Origin of the sequence: Rhizobacter sp. SG703 (assembly GCF_012275445.1) — a bacterium.
Lineage (GTDB): Bacteria > Pseudomonadota > Gammaproteobacteria > Burkholderiales > Burkholderiaceae_C > Rhizobacter.
This window is the reverse complement of sequence record NZ_JAAZQK010000002.1, coordinates 35,807-55,670: the sequence shown is the minus strand read 5'-3', so window position 1 is coordinate 55,670 and position 19,864 is coordinate 35,807. Positions and strand designations below refer to the sequence as shown.

General features: G+C 68.7%; 14 protein-coding genes. 11 read left to right on the top strand and 3 right to left on the bottom strand.

Features of this window, described 5'->3' with window-relative positions; translation table 11 throughout:
• Positions 1–2 precede the first annotated feature (2 nt).
• Complete coding sequence (locus FHT26_RS03255; protein ID WP_168558754.1) at positions 3–1,031, bottom strand: branched-chain amino acid ABC transporter permease; 1,029 nt, start codon at positions 1,029–1,031, stop codon at positions 3–5.
• A 125-nt stretch (positions 1,032–1,156) separates the two neighbouring features.
• Between FHT26_RS03255 and FHT26_RS03250 the strand changes: the two genes are divergently transcribed.
• The 11 genes from FHT26_RS03250 (at position 1,157) to FHT26_RS03200 (ending at position 18,076) form a co-directional block, all read left to right on the top strand.
• Positions 1,157–2,107, top strand: coding sequence for a MurR/RpiR family transcriptional regulator (locus FHT26_RS03250; RefSeq protein ID WP_168558753.1), 951 nt, complete (start codon positions 1,157–1,159; stop codon positions 2,105–2,107).
• Positions 2,104–4,095, top strand: coding sequence for a bifunctional 5-dehydro-2-deoxygluconokinase/5-dehydro-2-deoxyphosphogluconate aldolase (locus FHT26_RS03245; protein WP_168558752.1), 1,992 nt, complete (start codon positions 2,104–2,106; stop codon positions 4,093–4,095). Before FHT26_RS03250 ends, FHT26_RS03245 begins: the two co-directional genes overlap by 4 nt.
• A gap of 31 nt (positions 4,096–4,126) precedes the next feature.
• Entirely contained in the window at positions 4,127–5,038 is a 912-nt protein-coding gene (locus FHT26_RS03240) for an NAD(P)-dependent oxidoreductase (protein WP_168558751.1), read from the top strand.
• A 39-nt stretch (positions 5,039–5,077) separates the two neighbouring features.
• The gene (locus tag FHT26_RS03235; protein WP_168558750.1) at positions 5,078–6,409 is read left to right on the top strand and encodes an ABC transporter substrate-binding protein; all 1,332 of its coding nucleotides are present in this window, start codon (positions 5,078–5,080) and stop codon (positions 6,407–6,409) included.
• Positions 6,410–6,483: 74 nt separating this feature from the next.
• Positions 6,484–7,767, top strand: a complete 1,284-nt coding sequence (locus FHT26_RS03230; protein WP_349238085.1) for an ABC transporter substrate-binding protein — start codon at positions 6,484–6,486, stop codon at positions 7,765–7,767.
• Between the two features lie 27 nt (positions 7,768–7,794).
• Positions 7,795–8,724, top strand: a complete 930-nt coding sequence (locus tag FHT26_RS03225; RefSeq protein WP_210427238.1) for a branched-chain amino acid ABC transporter permease — start codon at positions 7,795–7,797, stop codon at positions 8,722–8,724.
• A 20-nt stretch (positions 8,725–8,744) separates the two neighbouring features.
• The gene (locus tag FHT26_RS03220) at positions 8,745–9,491 is read left to right on the top strand and encodes an SDR family NAD(P)-dependent oxidoreductase (protein ID WP_168558748.1); all 747 of its coding nucleotides are present in this window, start codon (positions 8,745–8,747) and stop codon (positions 9,489–9,491) included.
• Between the two features lie 2 nt (positions 9,492–9,493).
• Complete coding sequence (locus tag FHT26_RS03215) at positions 9,494–10,297, top strand: SDR family NAD(P)-dependent oxidoreductase (protein WP_168558747.1); 804 nt, start codon at positions 9,494–9,496, stop codon at positions 10,295–10,297.
• A gap of 81 nt (positions 10,298–10,378) precedes the next feature.
• Entirely contained in the window at positions 10,379–11,233 is an 855-nt protein-coding gene (locus FHT26_RS03210; RefSeq protein WP_168558746.1) for a MurR/RpiR family transcriptional regulator, read from the top strand.
• Between the two features lie 277 nt (positions 11,234–11,510).
• A complete protein-coding gene (locus FHT26_RS03205; protein WP_168558745.1) occupies positions 11,511–15,482 on the top strand; it encodes an Ig-like domain-containing protein in 3,972 nt (1,323 codons plus the stop codon).
• An 11-nt stretch (positions 15,483–15,493) separates the two neighbouring features.
• Complete coding sequence (locus FHT26_RS03200) at positions 15,494–18,076, top strand: PQQ-dependent sugar dehydrogenase (protein ID WP_168558744.1); 2,583 nt, start codon at positions 15,494–15,496, stop codon at positions 18,074–18,076.
• A gap of 395 nt (positions 18,077–18,471) precedes the next feature.
• On the opposite strand, the gene FHT26_RS03195 is transcribed toward FHT26_RS03200, so the two are convergent.
• Positions 18,472–19,200, bottom strand: coding sequence for an RHS repeat-associated core domain-containing protein (locus tag FHT26_RS03195; RefSeq protein WP_168558743.1), 729 nt, complete (start codon positions 19,198–19,200; stop codon positions 18,472–18,474).
• Between the two features lie 17 nt (positions 19,201–19,217).
• Positions 19,218–19,850 (bottom strand): hypothetical protein, encoded by a 633-nt coding sequence (locus FHT26_RS03190; RefSeq protein ID WP_168558742.1) that lies wholly within the window; start codon positions 19,848–19,850, stop codon positions 19,218–19,220.
• Positions 19,851–19,864 lie beyond the last annotated feature (14 nt).

Genomic DNA, 19,864 nt, shown 5'->3' with positions numbered 1-19,864 from the left:
GGTCAGGTCTCCTTCGGGGTGGCGAGCGTTGCGTTGGGTTGGGGCGACGTGGGCTTGCGGGCGGCGCAGCGCGCGCGCCACGACTTCCACGCCCCGGCCACGCCGTCGGGCTGGAACAGCACCACCAGGATGAACAGCAGCCCGTACCACAGCAGCCAGGTCTCGGTGTAGGCGCCCAGCAGGTCGCGTGTGAGGATGAACACCAGCGCGCCGATCACCGGCCCCCAGAAGCTCACCAGGCCGCCGCCGATCAGCACCATCATCACGACGAAGCCGGAGTTGTGCAGGCTCATCACGTTCGGGTAGGCCGACTGCTGCGCCATCGCGAACAGCGCGCCGGCCAGCCCCGCGACCGAGGTCGACAGCATGAAGGCCAGCCACTTGTAGAGCCACACCGGGTGGCCGACGAAGGCGGCGCGCATCTCGTTCTGCTTGATCGCCCGCAGGATGCGGCCGAACGGCGAGTGCACCAGCCGCCACAGGCCCATCAGCACCAGCGCGAACACCACCAGCGCGAAGTAGAAGAAGGCCTCGTTGCTCTTCAGCGAGATGTCGACGACGCCGAGCGACAGGTCGGGCCGCTTGATGTTCAGCAGCCCGTCCTCGCCGCCGGTCACGGTGTGCCACTTGCCGGCCACGAACCACGCGAGCTGGCCGAACGCAATCGTCAGCAGCGCGTAGTAGATGCCGCGTCGGTGCGAGATGAACAGGCCGACCAGCGCGCCGGCCACTGCCGCTGCGAGCACCGCGCCGAGCAGGCCGGCCAGCAGCCCGGCACCGCCGCGCAGCTGCAGCAGCCCGAACGCATACGCACCGATGCCGAAGTACGCGCCATGCCCGAACGACGGCAGGCCGCCGTAGCCCAGCAGCAGGTTGTGGCCGAGCGCGAACAGCATCCAGATCATGATTTCCAGCGCCAGGTACTGGTAGAGCCCGACCTGGCTCAACCACAGCGGCGTGCTGGCGAGCGCCGCCACCGTGAGCAGGAGCGGAAGCGGGGCGATCGGCGCGTGTCGTGTGGTGCTGAGCATGTTGAACGCTGGACCTGAACGATGAGGAATGGTGGACCAGTTGGAATATATGTTCTACAGTTTCTGAGCGCAAGAATGTTTGTTCCTATTGTGCGTTGGTGCTTCCACCTAGACAGTCCAGCCTCATGAGCCAGATCTCCAGCTACGACGAATTGAAGGATGCGATCTCGCGCGCCTACCCGGACCTGCCGGCGCAGCTGCAGCGCATCGCGCGCTTCGCGCTGGAGCGGCCGAACGAGCTCGCGCTCGGCACGGTGGCGGTGATCGCCGAGGCCGCGCAGGTGCAGCCGTCGTCGCTGATCCGCTTCTCGAATGCGCTCGGCTTCAACGGCTTCTCGCAGATGCAGCAGGTGTTCCGCGACCACCTGGTCGAACGCTCGGGCAGCTACCGCGAGCGCATCAACCAGCAGCGCCGCAGCGGCGATGGCGCGGCCAGCGGCGGCTTCCTGAACCAGTACGTGGCCGAGGCGATCGCCGAACTCGGCCACCTCGAAGACAGCGTGCGCGCGGCCGACGTGAAGGCCGCGGTGCAGCTGCTGTGCACGGCGCGCCGCGTGCACGTGCTGGCGCAGCGCCGCGCGTTCCCGGTCGCCAGCTACCTGGCCTATGCGCTGAGCCAGCTCGAACTGAAGGCCTACCTGCTCGAAGGGCTGGGCGGCATGCTGCGCGAATCGCTGCGCAACATCGCGAGCGACGAGGTGCTGGTCGTCACCAGCTTCCACAGCTACTCCCGCGAAGTGATCGATGCCGCCGAGGCGGCGCAGCAGGCCGGCGTGCCGGTGATCGCGATCACCGACAGCGCGCTGTCGCCGTTGAAGCGCTCGGCCACGGTGTGCTTCGAGCTGGGCCTGGCGTCCGACCAGGTGTTCCGCTCGCTGGTGGCGCCGCTGTGCCTGGCGCAGGCGATCGTCGTCACCACCGGCCACCGGCTGGCGGAGATCGCCGCCGGGAAGGCGGACAAGAGAGCCGACAAGAAGGCCAATGAGAAAGCCACCGGCCGCCTGTCGCCGAAGCGCCGCACCGCGGCCCGCGGCACGGCGGCCCGACCCCGTCATTTGAATGGAGATGCTGCATGAGTGTCAGAGATTCCGTCCCGCCGGCGGCCCGCGCGCTGGACCTGGTCTGCGTCGGACGGGCTGCCGTCGACCTGTATGGCGAGCAGCTCGGTGCGCGCCTCGAAGACGTGCAGACGTTTGCGAAATACCTCGGCGGCTCGCCGGCCAACACCGCGGTCGGGTCGTCGCGGCTCGGCCTGCGCTGCGCGATGCTGAGCCGCGTCGGCGACGAGCACAACGGCCGCTTCGTGCGCGAGACGCTGGCCGCCGAAGGCGTCGACGTGTCGCAGCTGAAGACCGACCCGGCACGGCTGACCGCGCTGGTCTTCCTCGGGCTGCGCGACCGCGACACCTTCCCGCTGGTGTTCTACCGCGACAACTGCGCCGACATGGCGCTGTGCGAGGACGACGTCGACCCGGCGGTGATCGCGAGCGCCCGCGCGCTGCTGATCTCGGGCACCCACCTGTCGCGCCCCGGCACGCGGGCCGCCTGCCTGGCGGCGATTCGCGCGGCGCGCGCGGCCGGCACGCGCGTCGTGCTCGACATCGACTACCGCCCGGTGCTGTGGGGCCTGACCGCGCCGGGGCTGGGCGAGCAGCGCTACATCGCGTCGGCTACGGTCAGCGCGCAGCTGCAGGAGATCCTGCCGCTGTGCGACCTGGTCGTCGGCACCGAGGAAGAGGTGCACATCGCCGGCGGCAGCGACGACAGCGCGACCGCGCTGCGCCGCATCCGCGAGCTGTCGGCCGCGTTGATCGTGATGAAACGCGGGCCGATGGGCTGCGTCGCGTACGACGGCGCGATTCCCGCGCGGCTCGACGACGGCGTCGCCGGCCCCGGCTTCCCGGTCGAGGTGTTCAACGTGCTCGGCGCCGGCGATGCCTTCATGGCCGGGCTGCTGCGCGGCTGGGTGCGCGACGAGCCGCTGCCGCAGGCGCTGCGCTATGCGAATGCGTGCGGCGCAATCGTCGTGTCGCGGCATGGCTGCGCACCGGCCATGCCCAGCTGGGTCGAATTGAGCCACTTCCTCGCGCACGGCTCGCGCCACCACCGGCTGCGCGAAGACGCGAAGCTGGAGCACCTGCACCGCGCGTCGACCCGCCACCGCCCGTGGCCCGGCCTCGCGGTGCTGGCCTTCGACCACCGCGCGCAGTTCGAGGAGATCGCCGCGAAGCACGGCACGCCGCGCGAGCGCATTCCGCAGTTCAAGGCGCTGGTCGCGCGCGCCGCGGCGCAAGGCCATGCGACCGCGCGGGCGGCACACCCGCTGCGCCACCCGGGCCAGCCGTTCCCGGACGCCGGCGTGATCCTCGACGGCCGCTTCGGCGAGCAGATCCTGCCGCCGTTGACCGGCGTCGGCCTGTGGGTCGCGCGCCCGGTCGAGCTGCCCGGCTCGCGGCCGCTGGATTTCGAGGACGGCTGCAACGTCGGCCTCGCGCTGCGCACCTGGCCGCAGGAGCATGTGGTGAAGTGCCTCGTGTACCACCACCCCGACGACGAAGCCGGGCTCGCGGCGCAGCAGGTCGCGAGCGTCGGCCTGCTGGCCCAGGCCTGCCACGCCACCGGCCACGAGCTGTTGCTGGAGGTGATCCCGCCACGCGGCATGGCGGCCGACGACGAGACGCTGGCGCGCGCGATGCGGCAGTTCTATGCGGCCGGCATCCACCCCGATTGGTGGAAGCTGCCGCCGCCGTCCAGCGAAGCGGCCTGGCGCCACATCGAGGCGGTGATCGCATCGAACGACCCGCTGTGCCGCGGCGTGCTGCTGCTCGGCATGGAAGCCAGCGAGCAGGCGCTGCGAGAGGGCTTCCGCATCGCCGCGGCGCAGCCGCTGTGCAAGGGCTTCGCGATCGGCCGCTCGCTGTTCGCCGAGGCCGCGCATGGCTGGTTCGCCGGCACGCTGGACGACGACGCCGTCGTCGCGCAGGTCGCCGCGAGCTACCAGCGCCTGATCGAATTCTGGACCGAGGCCCGCGCCGAATGCGCGAGCGGCTCGCTCGTCAATTGATTACGACATCGACACCACGGAAGGAAAGAACATGACTGCAAGCAAGAACCCCCGCGTCGGCTTCATCGGCCTGGGCATGATGGGCCACGGCATGGCGAAGAACCTGCTGGCCAAGGGCTTCCCGGTCAGCTTCGTCGCGCACCGCAACCGCTCGAACCTGCAGGACCTGCTCGACGCCGGCGCGAGCGAGCAGCCGACGCGCGCCGCGGTGGCGGTCGCGAGCGACGTGGTGATCATCTGCGTCACCGGCTCGCCGCAAGTGGAAGAGATCGTCTACGGCACCGAAGGCCTGCTGACCGCTGCCGCGAAGGGGCTGACGGTGATCGACACCTCGACCGCCGAGCCGGCCTCGACCGCGCGCATCCGCGCCGACTTCGCCGCCCGCGGCGTCGCCTTCATCGACGCGCCGCTGGCCCGCACGCCGAAGGAAGCGGAAGAAGGCCGGCTGAACACGATGGTCGGCGCCGAGCAGGCCGACTTCGACCGCATCCGGCCGGTGCTCGCGGCCTTCTGCGAGAACATCTTCCACGTCGGCCCGCCGGGGCACGGCCATGTGCTGAAGCTGATCAACAACATGCTCGCGATGACGACCGCGGCCGCCATCGCCGAGGCCGCGGCCACCGCGGCGAAGAGCGGGCTGTCGCTGCAGAAGCTGTTCGAGGTGATCTCGGCCGGCGGCGTCAACTCCGGCATCTTCCAGATGATGCTCGGCAAGACGCTGCAGGGCGACCTGGCCGGCTTGAAGTTCGCGATCGGCAATGCGCAGAAGGACCTGCGCTACTACACCCACCTGACCGAGATGCTGCCGACCACCAGCTTCCTCGCCGAGGCGGCGCACCAGAGCTTCGTGCAGGCCGGCAACCTGGGCCTCGGCGACAAGTTCATCGCGTCGCTGCTGGAAGCGCAGGAGAAGCTGAACAACGTGCAGATCATTCCGCGCTGATCCTTCAAGCGCAACACAACGACCACCCTGGAGACAAGCATGGACAAGTCGACGAAAGAAGTTCAGGCGATCGATGCCGGCGCACCGGATACCGCAAGACGCACGCTGCTGAAGGCGGGGGCCGTCGCGGCGGCCGCGCCGGCCACCTTCTTCGGCCCGTGGGCGCACAACCGCGTCTGGGCCCAGGCGGCCACCGCGAAGCCGCTGGTCATCGGGCTGACGATGGATGCGTCCGGCCAGTACGGTGCGAGCGGCGGCGAAGAGCGGCTGGGCGCGATGATGGCGATCAAGGAGTTCAACGACAAGGGCGGCGTGCTGGGCCGGCGCATCGAGGCGCTGCACATGGACACCGAGACCACGCCGGCCTCGGGCTCGCGCATCGCCGAGCGCATGATCACCCGCAACGAGGTCGCGTTCCTGGTCGGCGCGCTGCACTCCGGCGTGGCCAACGCGATCTCGCAGGTGGCGCAGAAATACGGCACGGTCTTCCTGAACACCAACTCCAGCTCGCCGACCGAGGCCGGCAAGGACTGCCACCGCGTCAAGTTCGTCTGGGACGGCAACGGCACGAACTTCGCGCATGCGATCGTCAAGAACGCGATCAAGGTGAACGGCAAGAACTGGGTGCTGCTGACCAACGACTACGTGTGGGGCCGCACCACGTCGGCCGCGACGCGAGCGATCGTCGAGGCCAACGGCGGCAAGATCGTCGAGGAGCTGCTGGTGCCGCAGAACACCCGCGACTTCTCGTCGTACCTGCTGAAGCTGCAGCAGCTCAAGCCCAATGCGGTGGCCACCGCGATCGGCGGCGACGACATCAAGGCGCTGCGCCAGCAGGTCATTCAGCTGAACCTGCAGAAGAGCATGGCCTGGATCAACAACCAGCAGGATTGGCCCGATGTGTACGGCCTGGGCCCGGAATCGATCTTCGGCGTGTTCGGCACCACCTGGTACTACCGGCTCGACCTGCCGGGCGTGAAGGAATTCGTCGCGGCCTACCAGAAGCAGTTCCCCGGCATGGCGATCAAGGTGCCGGGCAACGTCTACCACAACAGCTACATGGCGACGCGCGAGCTGCTGCGTTGCGTCGAAGAGGCCGGCAGCACCAACAACATCGCGGTGATCAAGAAGCTCGAAGGCCGCAAGATGCCGGCGCGCGACCGGCTGCAGCACTTCGATGCGTGGATGGACCCGGTGACGCACCAGGTGCAGCAGACCATCTACATGGCGAGCTACAACGAGACGCCGGCCGAGAAGGACGACATCTTCAAGATCCTGTCGAACGTGGATCCGAAGGAGGTCGTCGATGCGGATGCGCAGAAGACCTGCAAGCTCGAGAGCTACGACGCCACGCCTTCGTACCAGCAATGACCCACCCCCGGAAACGCTTCGCGCCTCCCCTTCAAGAGGGCGCACCCGATGGACCGGCAAAGCCGGATCCATGGGTGCCGCTCGGTCTGGGGCGCCGCCGTCTGCTGCTGGGTGGTGCGGCGTCGGTTGCGGGTTTTGCCGGGCCGTGGGCGACGCGGTCCGTGTCGGCCCAGGCGAAGGCGAGGAAGCCGTTGCTGATCGGCCTGGCCACCGACGACAGCGGCCCGTATGCCGCCAGCGGCCAGGACGAGCAGCTCGGCATGCGCCTGGCGATCGCCGAGTTCAACGAGCGCGGCGGCGTGCTCGGCCGCCGCATCGAGGCGACGCACGAGAACACCGCCGGCGACCCGGCGGTGGCCGTCGGCGTGGCCGAGAAGATGATCCGCCAGCAGGAGGTGGCCTTCCTGGTCGGCGGCGTGCACTCGGGCGTGGCCAGTGCGATGTCGCGCGTCGCGCAGAAGTACGGCTGCATCTACTTCAACAGCAATTCCAGCTCGCCGACCGAGGCCGGCGCCGAATGCCACCGCGTCAAGTTCGTCTGGGACGCCAACGGCACCAACTTCTCGATCTCGGTGGTGAAGGGCGCGATGACCGGCTTCGGCCGGCAGTGGGTGCTGGTCACCAGCGACTACCTGTGGGGCCACACGACGGCCAAGGGAATCCGCCGCATCGTCGAGGCCAACGGCGGGCAGGTCGTCGAGGAGATCCTGGTGCCGCAGGGCATGCGCGACTTCGAGCCGGTGCTCGCGAAGATCCGCGCGCTGAAGCCGGGCGTGGTGGCGACCGCGGTCGGCGGCGACGACCAGAAGCTGCTGCGCACGCAGGTGCAGGCCGCCGGCATGGACCGCAGCGTCGGCTGGATCAACAACCAGCAGGACTGGCCCGACGTCTACGGCCTCGGCCGCCAGGCGCTGTTCGGCATCTTCGGCACCACCTGGTACTGGCGGCTCGCGCTGGCCGGCGTGCCGGAGTTCGTCGCGCGCTACCGCAAGGCCCTGCCGGAGTACCGGCTGAAGTCGCCGGGCAACGTGTTCTTCAACGGCTACATGGCCACGCGCGAGCTGCTGCGCGCGGTGCAGCGCACCGGCAGCACCCACAACCTGAAGCTGATCCCCGAGCTGGAAGCGCTGCGCGTGCCGGCGGTCGACCGCCTGCAGCACTTCGACGCGTGGATGAACCCGCTGACCCACCAGCTGCAGCAGACGGTCTACGTGGCCGCCTACAACTCGATGCCGGAGCAGCCCGACGACCTGTTCCGCATCCTCGCGCGCGTGCGCCCGGACGAGGTGCAGGACGCCGACAGCGCGCACGCCTGCAAGCTCGAACCGCTGGCGGCGACGCCTTCCTACGAACCCTGACCCACATTCTTCGAAGCGGATCCGACCATGGACATGCTGATCTCCCTCCTGCCGCACCTGGCCAACGGCATCACGCTGGGCCTGTTGTTCGCGCTGATCGCGCTCGGCTTCATGCTGATCGTCGGCGTGATGGAAACCATCAACCTGGCGCATGGCTCGCTGTTCGCGCTCGGCATGTACGTCGCGCTGTTCCTGCTCGCGCCGAAGCTCGGCTGGTTCCCCGAGGCGCAGGCCGCCTACATGGCGCTGCCGCTGGGCACGCGCTACGGCATCGCGCTGTTCGCCGCGCCGCTGGTGGTCGGGCTGGTCGGGCTGGTGCTCGAAGCCTGCCTGCGCCGCACCTACGGCCGCGACCCGCTGTACGGGCTTCTGCTGACCTTCGGCGCCGCATTGCTGATCGAGGAGCTGATCCGGCTGGTGTGGGGCAGCAACGAGCAGCAGATGCCGCTGCCGCAAGCGATCTCCGGGGCGTTCCTGATGGGCGACCTGATCTATTCGCGCTACCGTGTGTTCGCCAGCGGCTTCGCGGTCCTCGCGATCGCGGCGCTGTGGCTGTTCCTCGAACGCACGCCGTACGGCGCGATCATCAAGGCCGGCGCGCACGACAGCGAGATGGTGCGCGCGCTCGGCATCAACCTGTCGCGGCTGCGCTCGGCGGTGTTCGCGCTCGGCGTCGCGCTGGCCGCGTTGGCCGGCGTCGTGATGGCGCCGATCTGGGGCATCCGGCCGCAGGTCGGGGTCGACGCGGTGGTGCCGGCCTTCCTGATCATCGTGCTCGGCGGCGTCGGTTCGCTGTGGGGCGCGGTGATCGCCGGGCTGCTGGTCGGCCTGGTCACCGGCCTCACGGGGGCGTATGCCTCCGAATGGTCGCTGATGTCGATGTACCTGCTGTTCATCGGCGTCGTCACGTTCCGCTCGCGCGGGCTGTTTGGAAAGAAGAGCGTACTCGACACATGAGCGGACACATGAGCGGACACATGAAAGCAACCCTCGAAGGCAAGGTCGCGCTGGTCACCGGTGCCGGCGGCACGATGGGCCGCGCGGTGGTCGACGCGCTGCGCGCCGACGGCTGCCGCGTCGCGATGATCGACCTGTCGCTCGCGTCGATGGAATCGCTGGCGGCGCGCCATGGCAGCGCGGTGCTGGCGGTGGCCTGCGACATCTCGCAGCCGGGCTCGGTGCAGGCGGCGCATGCGCAGGTGCGCGAGCATTTCGGCGAGGTCGACATCCTGGTCAACAACGCCGGCGTGCTGTCGAACAACAAGATCGAGGCGACCTCGATCGACGAATGGCACCGCGTGCTCGGCGCCAACCTGGACGGCGCGATGCTGTGGTCGCAGGCGGTGGTGCCTGCGATGAAGGCGCGGCGCTGGGGCCGCATCATCAACACCAGCTCGCTGGCCGCGAAGACCGGCGGGCTGACGGCCGGCACCGCGTACTCGGTGTCGAAGGGCGCGATGAGCGCGCTGACCTTCTCGCTGGCGCGCGAGCTGGCGGCGCACGGCGTCACCGCGAACGCGATCGCGCCGGCCTATGTGCGCACGCCGATGGTGACCGAGCAGCTGAACGAGGCGCAGCGGCAGGCGCTGCTGCAGCAGATCCCGGTCGGCCGCTTCTGCGAGCCGGAGGAGTTCGCGCATGCGGTCAGCTTTCTCGCGTCGCCGCTGTCGGGGTTCATCACCGGCGAGGTGCTCGATCAAAACGGCGGACTGCTGATGGACTGAAGATGAGCGATGCACCGATGAATCTGGGACTGGCCGACCTGTTCGGCCTGAAGGACCGCGTGGCCTACGTGCCGGGCGGCTATGGCGGGATCGGCGAGGCCATTGCGCGCGCGCTGGTGGGGGCCGGCGCGCGCGTCGCGGTCTCGGGGCGCAATGCCGACAAGGCGGCCACGCTGGCGGCGTCGCTCGGCGGCGATGCGCTCGGGCTCGCGATGGACGCGCATTCGGTCGACAGCGTACGCGCATCGGTCGACGCGGTGGCGCGGCACTTCGGTGCGCTCGACCTGCTGGTCAACTGCATCGGCATCCAGCGCGAGGAGCGGCTCGCCGAGGTCAGCGAAGACGCGTTCGACGAAGTGGTGCAGGTCAACCTGAAGGCGGCGATGTTCCTCGCGCAGGCCGCGGCGCGCCACCAGGTCGATGCGGTCGCGGCCGGCCGGGCGCCGGGGCGGCAACTGCACCTGCTGTCGGTGCGCGCGCAGCTGGGCATGCGCGAGCGCGGCTATTCGGCGTATTGCGCGACCAAGGGCGCGCTGGTGATGCTGATCAAGCAGCATGCGGTCGAGCTGTCGGCGCACGGCATCACCGTCAACGGCATCGCGCCGACGGTGGTGCGCGGCGAGATGGGCGCGCACTGGCTGGCCAACCCGGTGACGCGCGAACACATCCTGGGGCGCATTCCGCTGGGCCGCGTCGCCGAGCCGTCCGACGTGGCCGGCGCGGCGGTGTTCTTCTGCGGGCCGGGCGCGGGCTTCGTGACCGGGCAGGTGCTGTACCTGGACGGCGGGCTGACGGCGACGCAGTAGCTGCTGCAGATCGGCCGCGCCGTCGAACGATTGTGGTTGCGCCGGGTCAGAAAGAACGTTTGTTCATGATAAGTTTCATGGATGACCCGGGCGACGAACTACGAGCAACTGAAGGCCGCGATCGAGCAGGCCTACCCTGAACTTCCGCAGCAGCTGCAGCGCATCGCGCGTTATGCGCTGGACCAGCCGAACGAGCTCGCGCTGGGCACGGTGGCGGCGGTCGCCGAGGCGGCGAAGGTGCAGCCCTCGTCGCTGATCCGCTTCGCGAACGCGCTGGAGTTCAAGGGCTTTTCCGAGATGCAGCAGGTGTTCCGCGGGCACCTGGTCGAGCGATCGAGCAGCTACCGCGAGCGCATCGACCGGCAGCGCCGCCAGGGGCAGCCGGCCACCAGGGGCGCGGGGCTGCTGAGCCAGTTCGTCGGCGACGCGGTGTCGGAGCTCGGCCAGCTCGAGGAAAGCGTGCGCGCGGCCGACCTCACCGCGGCGATCAAGCTGGTGTGCGCCGCGCCGCGCGTGCATGTGCTGGCGCAGCGGCGCGCCTTTCCGGTCGCCTGCTACCTGGCCTATGCGCTGAGCCAGCTCGACCTGCGGGTGCACCTGCTGGACGGCGTCGGCGGCATGCTGAAGGAGACGCTGCGCAACCTGGAGCGTGGCGAGCTGCTGATCGCGACCAGCTTCCACAGCTATTCGCAGGACGTGGTCGATGCCGCGGCGTCGGTGCATGCGCGCGGCGTGCGCGTGATCGCGATCACCGACAGCGCGTTGTCGCCGCTGAAGCCGTCGGCGACCGTCTGCTTCGAACTCGGCCTCGCGTCCGACCGCCCGTTCCGCTCGCTGGTGGCGCCGCTGTGCCTGTCGCAGGCGCTGGTGGTGGGGGCGGGGCATCAGCTGGCGGAGGCGGGGAAGGGTGCCAAGGGGGGGCGGCCGCGCGCATGAGGCCACTTTTTCCCTTGACGGCGCTGGGGAGCGTGCAGCTTTCGTGCGGGCTGGCACCTACTTGGGCGCCGTCGCCTGCGCATTCGCTGTAGCGATGGCGAGAGACGTGGCGCCAACAGCTGCCGCCCATCCCCTCCCCGGTTGACACCCCTCCTCGTGGCTGATATAAGAACAAATGTTCTTTGATATTGTTGTGTAGAACGTTCATTCCAAAAGCGTTCCGCGCAGCATCCGCAGCACCGGACCACCGGCGCGCGGCCACTGATGGAGACAAACGATGTTCAAGCACCTTCGGCGCGCGCGTTGGGCTGCGCGCATTCTTCATGTCGTCCGGACGCTGCCGATCGCCGCCGCGCTGTGCGCGGCCGGCATCGCGGGCGCCGCCGGGCCGGGCCTGCCCAACCTCACCTACAGCGCCTCCGAGGTCTTCCAGCCGCTGTCCGTCATCCACAGCGCGGTGGGCGGCAGCGCCCGCGGCGAGGGCACGGTGCAGATGGTCGAAGGCTACCTGTTCGTGCCGTTCGGCAAGGACTCCGGCGTGTCGGGCGGCGGCTTCTCGTTCTACGACATCTCGAACCCGCGTTCGCCGGTCAAGGTGTCGCAGACCGACGTGACCGCGCTGCGCGAGCCGCACGGCTTCGGTTTCGCCAACGGCGGCAAGCATGCGGTGATGCAGACCATCAACGGCATCATGTTCTGGGACTTCACCAACCCGCTTGCGCCGGTGCAGCTCAGCCAGCTGGTGCTGCCGGGCATCCAGGAGTCCGACTACGCGCTCGGCGCCTGGTGGGCGTTCTGGCAGGCGCCCTACGTCTACGTCGGCGGCTCGGGCAACGGGCTGCTGATCGTCAACGCCGCCGACCCGCGCAACCCGGTCTACGTGAAGACCATCCCGACCAGCACCTGGGGTGGCTTCCGCGTCGGCCCGACCTTCGCGGTCGGCAACCTGCTGGCGATGACCAGCACCGACGGCAGCGGCCTGGTGACGCTCGACATCAGCGACCCGGTCAACCCGCGCCTGATCGGCGCCACCTCAACCACGGCTGGCCAGTACAGCGGCATCGTCAACGGCGAGCGCATCGTCACCGCCGGCACCGACAACAAGCTGCACGTGTTCGACATCAGCAACCCGGCCGTCTTCACGCAGACCGCGGTGTCGGCCGACCAGGGCGGCAAGGGCGGCTACGTCTCGGTGCAGGGCGGCTACGCCCACTCGGGCTTCTCGGTGAAGTACGCGAAGGTCGACCTCGCGAGCGGCGCCACCGCCGGCACCGGCACCTCCAACATCTCCGGCCGCGACGAGGACTTCGGTACGGTGTTCGGCAACCTGGTGCTGATCGGCAACGACCACGGCTCCGGCAGCGCGATCGTGCCGCACCAGGCCGCGCCATGGACGCAGACGCCGAGCGTCAACATGGTCTCGCCGAAGAACAACGCGGCCAGCATGCCGGTGACGAGCCGCGTGGGCCTGACCACCACCGCGCACATCGACCTGCGCACGGTGTCGACCACCAGCTTCATCGTGCGCCCGGTCGGCGGCTCGGCCTTGCCCGGCCGCTACAGCGGGCAGTCCGGCGTGCTGAACTTCGCGCCCGATGCACCGTTCTTCCCCGGCACCACCTACGAGGTGGTGGTGCCCGCCGGCGGCATGAAGGACGACAACGGCAACGCGATCGCCGCGTTCACGTCGCGCTTCACGACCGCCGGCAGCGCGGCCGTGGCCTGCACGCTCGCGCCGCGCAGCGCCGCGCTGGTCGGCAGCAGCCAGTCGTTCGCGCCGGCCTCGACCAGCGGCAGCAACCTGCAGTATTCGTGGAGCTTCGGCGACGGCAGCAGCACCGCGTTCTCGACCACGCCGTCGGCCACGCACAGCTACACCGCGCCGCGCCATTACCCGGTGATCCTGTCGGTGCGCAGCGGCACGCAGACCAGCACCTGCTCGGCCAACCAGACCATCCACACCGCGCCGACCGCCAACGCGCCGCGCACGACCGGCACCATCGCCTACGACGCCGGCCGCAGCCGCGTGTGGGTCGTCAACTCCGACAGCAACACCGTCAGCGCGATCAACACCGCGAACAACACGCGGGCGCTGGAGGTCGGCGTCGGCACCAACCCGCAGACGCTGGCCTTCGCCCCCGACGGCCGGCTGTGGGTCGCCAACTTCGGCTCGGGCGACATCAGCATCCTCGACCCGGCCAGTGGCGGCATCGTGCAGTCGATCGCGCTCGGCAACGGCTCGCGGCCGTTCGGCATCGTCTTCAACCCGGCCGGCACCGCGGCCTACGTGTCGCTGTCGGGCTCGCAGGGCGTCGTCAAGCTGCACCCGACCACCGGCGCGGTGCAGGCCACGCTGTCGCTCGGCGCGGTGCCGCGCGGCATCGCGGTGAGCGGCGATTCGTCGCGCGTGCTGGTCACTCGCTACATCTCGCCCGCCACCCGTGGCGAGGTGATCGAGGTCAACGCCGCGCTGACGGCGGTCACCCGCACCTTCGCGCTCGCGACCGACCCCGGGCCCGACACCGAGGCCAGCGGCCGCGGCGTGCCGAACTTCATCACGTCGATCGCGATCCAGCCCGACGGCCAGCGCGCGTGGATCCCGTCGAAGAAGGACAACACGCTGCGCGGCAGCTTCCGCGACGGCCAGGCGCTGACCTTCGAGAGCACGGTGCGCACCATCGTCTCGCAGATCGCACTCGACACCAACGCAGAGGTGCTGGCCGACCGCATCGACCTGAACGACCGCGAACTCGCGAACGCGGTGGTGTTCAGCCCGCTCGGCGACTACGCGTTCGTCTCGACGCAGGGCACCAACCAGATCGAGGTGGTCGACGCCTACACGCGCCAGATCAGCACCGGCATCGTCAACGTCGGCCGCGCGCCGCGCGGGATGCTGCTGACGCCGAACGGCCGGCTGTACGTGCAGAACTTCATGTCGCGCAACGTCGGCGTGTACGACGTGAACGGCATCCTGAACGCGACCAGCAACGTCGCGAGCAAGATCGTCGACGTGGCCGCGGTGTCGTCGGAGCCGCTGTCGGCGCAGGTGTTCGCCGGCAAGCAGATCTTCTACAACGCCGACGACCGGCGCATGAACCGCGACAAGTACATCTCGTGCGCCAGCTGCCACCAGGACGGCGGGCACGACGGCCGCGTGATGGACTTCACCGACCGCGGCGAGGGCCTGCGCAATACCACGGTGCTGAACGGCCGGCGCGGCACCGGCCAGGGCCGGGTGCACTGGAGCGCGAACTTCGACGAGATCCAGGACTTCGAGCACGACATGCGCAACGCGTTCGGCGGCACCGGCTTCATGACCGATGCGCAGTTCAACACCGGCACGCGCAACCAGCCGCTGGGCAACCCGAAGGCAGGCGTCAGCGCCGAGCTCGATGCGCTGGCGGCCTACGTCAGCTCGCTGGCGACGGTGGGCCCGAGCCCGTACCGCAATGCCGACGGCACGCTGACCGCCGACGGCGTCGCCGGCCAGGCGATCTTCAAGGGCGCGGGGCAGTGCAGCAGCTGCCACTCGGGGGCCGATTTCACCGACAGCGCGACCGGCGTGCTGCACGACGTGGGCACGATCAAGGCGTCGTCGGGCCAGCGCCTGGGCGGGCCGCTGACCGGCATCGACACGCCGACGCTGCGCGGTGTGTGGGACAGCGCACCCTACCTGCACGACGGCTCGGCCGCGACGCTGCTGGACGTGCTGACCACCGCCAATCCGGCCGGGCTGCACGGCGCCGCCAGCAGCCTGACGGCGGCGCAGCGCACGCAGCTGGTGAGCTACCTGCTGCAGATCGACGACAGCACCGATGGCGCGGCCGGCGTGGGCTTGAGCAACCTGTCGGTGAAGGACACCGCGAATGCCGGTGGCTGGGCGCTGGTGTCGAACCTGCAGGCCGGCAACCTGCAGTACGGCGATCGCACCTACACCATCACCAGCGTGCCGGCGGCCCTGGCCGGGTCGGCCTGGTTGCGCACCGCGAACCTGTCGCGCGCCTACACCGGCACGACGCTGGCGACCTTCACGATCAGCCAGGCCGCCGACGTGTACGTGGGCATCGACAACCGCACGGCCGCGCCGTCGTGGATGAGCGGCTGGACCAATTCGGGGCTGCAGCTCGTCAACAGCGAATCGCCGGGCCGCACCTTCGTGCTGTACCGCAAGAACTTCGCGGCCGGGACGGTGACGCTTGGGCCGTTGAACAACGGCGGCGTGAGCATGTACTCGGTCATCGTCAAGTGAATGGAGCCACCATGAAGCTTCTGCAACGATGCATGGCCCTGGCGATGCTGCTGGTCGCCGGCCCCGTGCTGGCGGCCAGCGTGCCGACCGGTTTCGTCGACGCCCAGGTCGCGACCGGCCTGACCAGCCCGACCTCGATGGCGGTGATGCCCGACGGCCGCGTGCTGGTCGTGCAGCAGAACGGCGTCGTGCGCCTGATCAAGAACGACGCGATGCTGGCGGCCAACTTCCACGCCTTCGCGAACGTCGACTCGACCAACGAGCGGGGCTGCCTCGGCGTCGTGCCGGACCCGGCCTTCGCCACCAACCACTACGTCTACTTCTACTGCTCGACGGTGGTCGGCAGCGTGTCTCGCAACCGCGTGATTCGCGTCACCGAAGCGGCCGACGCGGTGGTGGCCGGCAGCGAGCGGGTGATCTTCGAGCTGCCCGACATTCCGAGCGCGACCAAGTGGCACATGGGCGGCGCGATGCGCTTCGGCACCGACGGCAAGCTGTACATCGCGGTCGGCAACCATGAAGACAACCCGCAGCCGGTGGCCACATCGAACTCGCAGAACCTCGCGAGCGCCTTCGGCAAGGTGCTGCGCATCAATGCCGACGGCACCGTCCCGTCGGACAACCCGTTCTTCGGCAATGCGAGTGCCTACAAGGCCACCTACATGCTCGGCTTCCGCAACCCGTTCGTGCTGGACATCCAGCCGACCACCGGTGCGATCGCGATCGGCGACGTCGGGCAGGGCAGCTGGGAGGAGATCAACCGCGGCCAGGCCGGCGGCAACTACGGCTGGCCGGCGGTGGAGGGCGTCGGCACCAACGCGTCGTACCTCAACCCGATCTACGCCTACTCGCATTCGGTCGGCTGCTCGATCACCGGCACGCAGTTCTACAACCCGGCGACCGCGCGCTTCCCGGCCAGCTGGGTCGGCCAGCTGTTCTTCGCCGACTTCTGCAACGGCACGATCAAGTCGCTGAGCCTCGCGTCGCCGACGGTCATCAACAACTTCGCGAGCGGCATCGGCAACCCGACCAACATCGGCGTGTCGCCGAGCGGCGCGCTGTACTACCTGGCGCGCAACCAGGGCACCGGCACGCCGGCGCCGGGCGCCGGCACGGTCAGCAAGATCAGCTACACCGGCAGCCAGGCGCCGGCGATCACCGCGCAACCGCAGAGCATCACGGTGTACGTCGGCACGGCGGCGACGTTCAGCGTCGGCGCCGATGGCGCGACCGGCTACCAGTGGCAGCGCAACGGCGTCAACATCGCCGGCGCGACCGCGAGCAGCTACACGCTGGCGACGACCACCGTCAACGACACCGGCGCCACCTTCCGCGCGGTGGTCACGAACGCGTCGGGCAGCGTCACGTCGAACGAGGCGACGCTGACGGTGACCACCAACCGCGCACCGACCGCGACCATCGTCGCGCCGGCCGCCGGCGCCGGCTTCTCGACCGGCGACGTGATCTCGTACTCGGGCAGCGGCAGCGATCCGGAAGACGGCAACCTGCCGCCGAGCGCGTTCACCTGGAAGGTCGACTTCCAGCACGACGCGCATGCGCATTCGTTCGTGACCCCGGTCAGCGGCGCGACCAACGGCACGTTCACGGTGCCGGACTTCGAGGCCACCGAGGCCAACATGTGGCTGCGCATCACGCTGACGGTGCGGGATTCGTCGGGCGCCACCGCGAGCGCGACGCGCGACATCGTTCCGCGCACCCCTGTCAGCCAGCTGCCGGTGGTCGGCACGCCGGCCAATGGCTGGGGGCCGTACGAGGTGGACCGCAGCAATGGCGAGCAGGGCGCGGCCGACGGCAAGCCGATGACGCTGGCCGGCGTGCCGTACCCGCGCGGGCTCGGCGTGCATGCGCCGTCGGACATCACGTTCGCGCTGAACGGCAACTGCTCGGGGCGCTTCCTGTCGGACCTGGCGGTCGACGGCGAGGTCGGCAACAACGGCTCGGTGGTGTTCCAGGTCTGGCTGGATGGCGCGCTGGCGTACGACAGCGGGGTGACCCGTGCCGGCGACCTGCGCAAGAAAGCGGATGTCGGCGTGGCCGGCAAGAACCAGCTGCGGCTGGTCGTCACCGATGGCGGCGACGGCAAAGGCAGCGACCATGCCGACTGGGGCGGGGCACGTGTCACCGGCTGCGGCACGACGCCGCCGGTCGCGGTGGTCGGCAATCTGCTGGTCTCCGATGGCGCCAACTCGGCGGCCTGGTCGGTGCAGGGCAACCTGCAGGTCGGCAACACCGTCTACGGCGATCGCGCGTTCACCATCGCCGGCCTGCCGGCCGCAGTGACTGGCGGCAGCTGGGTCCGCACCGCGAATGCATCGAAGTCGTACGCCGGCACGCCGCTCGCGACCTTCACACTGAGCGCGGCAGCGGATGTCTACCTGGCGTTCGACAACCGCGGCGCGCTGCCGTCGTGGGTCGACAGCAGCTGGGTCGACACCGGGACCGACCTGACGACCTCCGAGGGCGGCACGACGCGGGCGTTCAGCATCTTCAAGAAGCGCTTCAACGCCGGCACGGTGACGCTGGGGCCGCTGAGCAATGCGGGGATCAGCATGTACCTGATCGTCGTGAAGTAGAGGGCGTCGTCTGCGGATTTCTTGTTGCTGCCGATCATGATTTCGGCACAACCTGTGTGCAATTTATGGGCAAAAGAATGAAATGGGGGCTCCGTTCGACGGACGCCAGATGGGCACCGATTCCAACACGAAGCTTCCGTCTATGACATAGCCATCGCCTCCGTCTGCAAGACGCACATGGATCGCGGGATAGGACTTCAGGTCATCGCAGCTTAAGACACTCGCGCGTTGTCCAGCTTGCATGCTCCGCACGGGCCTCGCGCTTGGGACAGGATAACTATCGACTTGTATCGGCTTCTGCGCCACCAGCACGAGCCTGCGCGCTGCAACGGCAACCGTGATAACGGCGACCAACATTGCCAATGCAAGACCTGATATCAATAGAGTTCGTCGCATCAGAAGCCCCACACGATGGGATTTTCCAGAGGGCCAGCATCCTTGGCGGGCCCGGGATAGAAGGTACTTCCGGTCGCTGAAGGCGACGATCTGAGATTGCCAAAGATCGCGATTGGCCGAAATGCGTTGTCGAATTGCACGCTTGCTCTCCTCAAGCAGTCTTGAATAGCTGTACCGCAATTATTGGATGAGAGGCTGTAGGTGCCGCTCGATGCACTCAAGCATGCCCCAAGTGACATTTCCTGTTCCAGTGTCAAGTTGAGCACGACACCGCTTCCATCTCGGAACGTCTGCTGTCTCGCGATGTACGACGACGCCAACGGATATTTGGTGTCCCATTGACCAGGTGGCCCCCACGAGTAGTTCTTACCGTTGATGTTCGTTGAGATGTGGCCAAACTGAGATTCGCCAACGCCAACACCGTGCCAATAGATCACTTCCGTGTACAGGCCAAGAGGATCCACATAGCGAAGGGGGTTTCCCGCGACATAGAGATACGGGTTGATCCCGCCCGCCAAGCCAGTCGGGTCTGGCTGCGGATAGCCGCCCCTCGACGGGTCGTAGCTGCGAAAGTAGTTGTACCAAAGCCCACTCTCCGCATCCGCATACTGCCCCGGGAAGCGCAGGTTCTGCGTGAAGACGCCCAGCCCGCTCGGATTGTTCGCCGGCGCCGTGGTGCCGAAGGGCTCGGCCAGCCAATGCCAGCGCATCTGGTTGCCGCGGTCCACCACCACCCGCGCCGCGTTCAGGTGATCGGCGTGGATGTAGAAGACGAGCGGCGGGCCGCTCGCGTTGCGTTCAGGCCGTAGGTCGCGGTATAGCCCGCGCTGTCGCTGGTCGTGTTGCCGGCGTTGTCATAGCCGAAGCTCCTGGCCGGGTTCGTGATGCTGGTGAGCCGGTTGCTCGTCGCCTCGGTGTTGTAGAGGCTTGAGCTGCCGTTCAGGCTCACGCTCGTGCGGTTGCCGTTCGGGTCATAGGCGATCGCCCAGCTCGCCGAATTCGTCGTGATGCCAGTCAGCCGGCTGTTCTCGTCGTACCCGAAGCTCTGGTCCAGCGCCGGCTGCGGCGTGCCGTCGCTGGCCAGCAGGTGCGTGAAGCCGCTGATGCGGTCCGCCGCGTCGTAGCTCACGTCGCGCAGCACGTTGCCCAGCGGGTAGCGCACGATGCGACCGCTCAGGTCGAACTGCCTCGTGTGCGGCACGAGGCCGCTCGCCATGTGCCAGTCCCAGCCGCTCACCGGGCCGAACGGCTCCCACTTCACGTTGCTGATCAGCGGGATGGGCGTGCCGCCTGCGCTCTGCGCCAGGCTCATGCCGATCAGTTCACCGACGTCGCGCGTGAGGATCAGTTGCCTCCCCGACGGATAGGTGATGCTCATCAGGTCGCCGTGCG

What these genes read in the sequence shown, in the direction of transcription:
- FHT26_RS03240 (WP_168558751.1), top strand. Translation starts at nt 4,127, where the DNA reads ATGACTGCAAGCAAGAACCCCCGCGTCGGCTTCATCGGCCTGGGCATG.
- FHT26_RS03220 (WP_168558748.1), top strand. Translation starts at nt 8,745, where the DNA reads ATGAAAGCAACCCTCGAAGGCAAGGTCGCGCTGGTCACCGGTGCCGGC.
- FHT26_RS03215 (WP_168558747.1), top strand. Translation starts at nt 9,494, where the DNA reads ATGAGCGATGCACCGATGAATCTGGGACTGGCCGACCTGTTCGGCCTG.
- FHT26_RS03250 (WP_168558753.1), top strand. Translation starts at nt 1,157, where the DNA reads ATGAGCCAGATCTCCAGCTACGACGAATTGAAGGATGCGATCTCGCGC.
- FHT26_RS03210 (WP_168558746.1), top strand. Translation starts at nt 10,379, where the DNA reads ATGACCCGGGCGACGAACTACGAGCAACTGAAGGCCGCGATCGAGCAG.
- FHT26_RS03245 (WP_168558752.1), top strand. Translation starts at nt 2,104, where the DNA reads ATGAGTGTCAGAGATTCCGTCCCGCCGGCGGCCCGCGCGCTGGACCTG.
- FHT26_RS03225 (WP_210427238.1), top strand. Translation starts at nt 7,795, where the DNA reads ATGGACATGCTGATCTCCCTCCTGCCGCACCTGGCCAACGGCATCACG.
- FHT26_RS03205 (WP_168558745.1), top strand. Translation starts at nt 11,511, where the DNA reads ATGTTCAAGCACCTTCGGCGCGCGCGTTGGGCTGCGCGCATTCTTCAT.
- FHT26_RS03190 (WP_168558742.1), bottom strand. Translation starts at nt 19,850, where the DNA reads ATGAGCATCACCTATCCGTCGGGGAGGCAACTGATCCTCACGCGCGAC.
- FHT26_RS03255 (WP_168558754.1), bottom strand. Translation starts at nt 1,031, where the DNA reads ATGCTCAGCACCACACGACACGCGCCGATCGCCCCGCTTCCGCTCCTG.
- FHT26_RS03200 (WP_168558744.1), top strand. Translation starts at nt 15,494, where the DNA reads ATGAAGCTTCTGCAACGATGCATGGCCCTGGCGATGCTGCTGGTCGCC.
- FHT26_RS03235 (WP_168558750.1), top strand. Translation starts at nt 5,078, where the DNA reads ATGGACAAGTCGACGAAAGAAGTTCAGGCGATCGATGCCGGCGCACCG.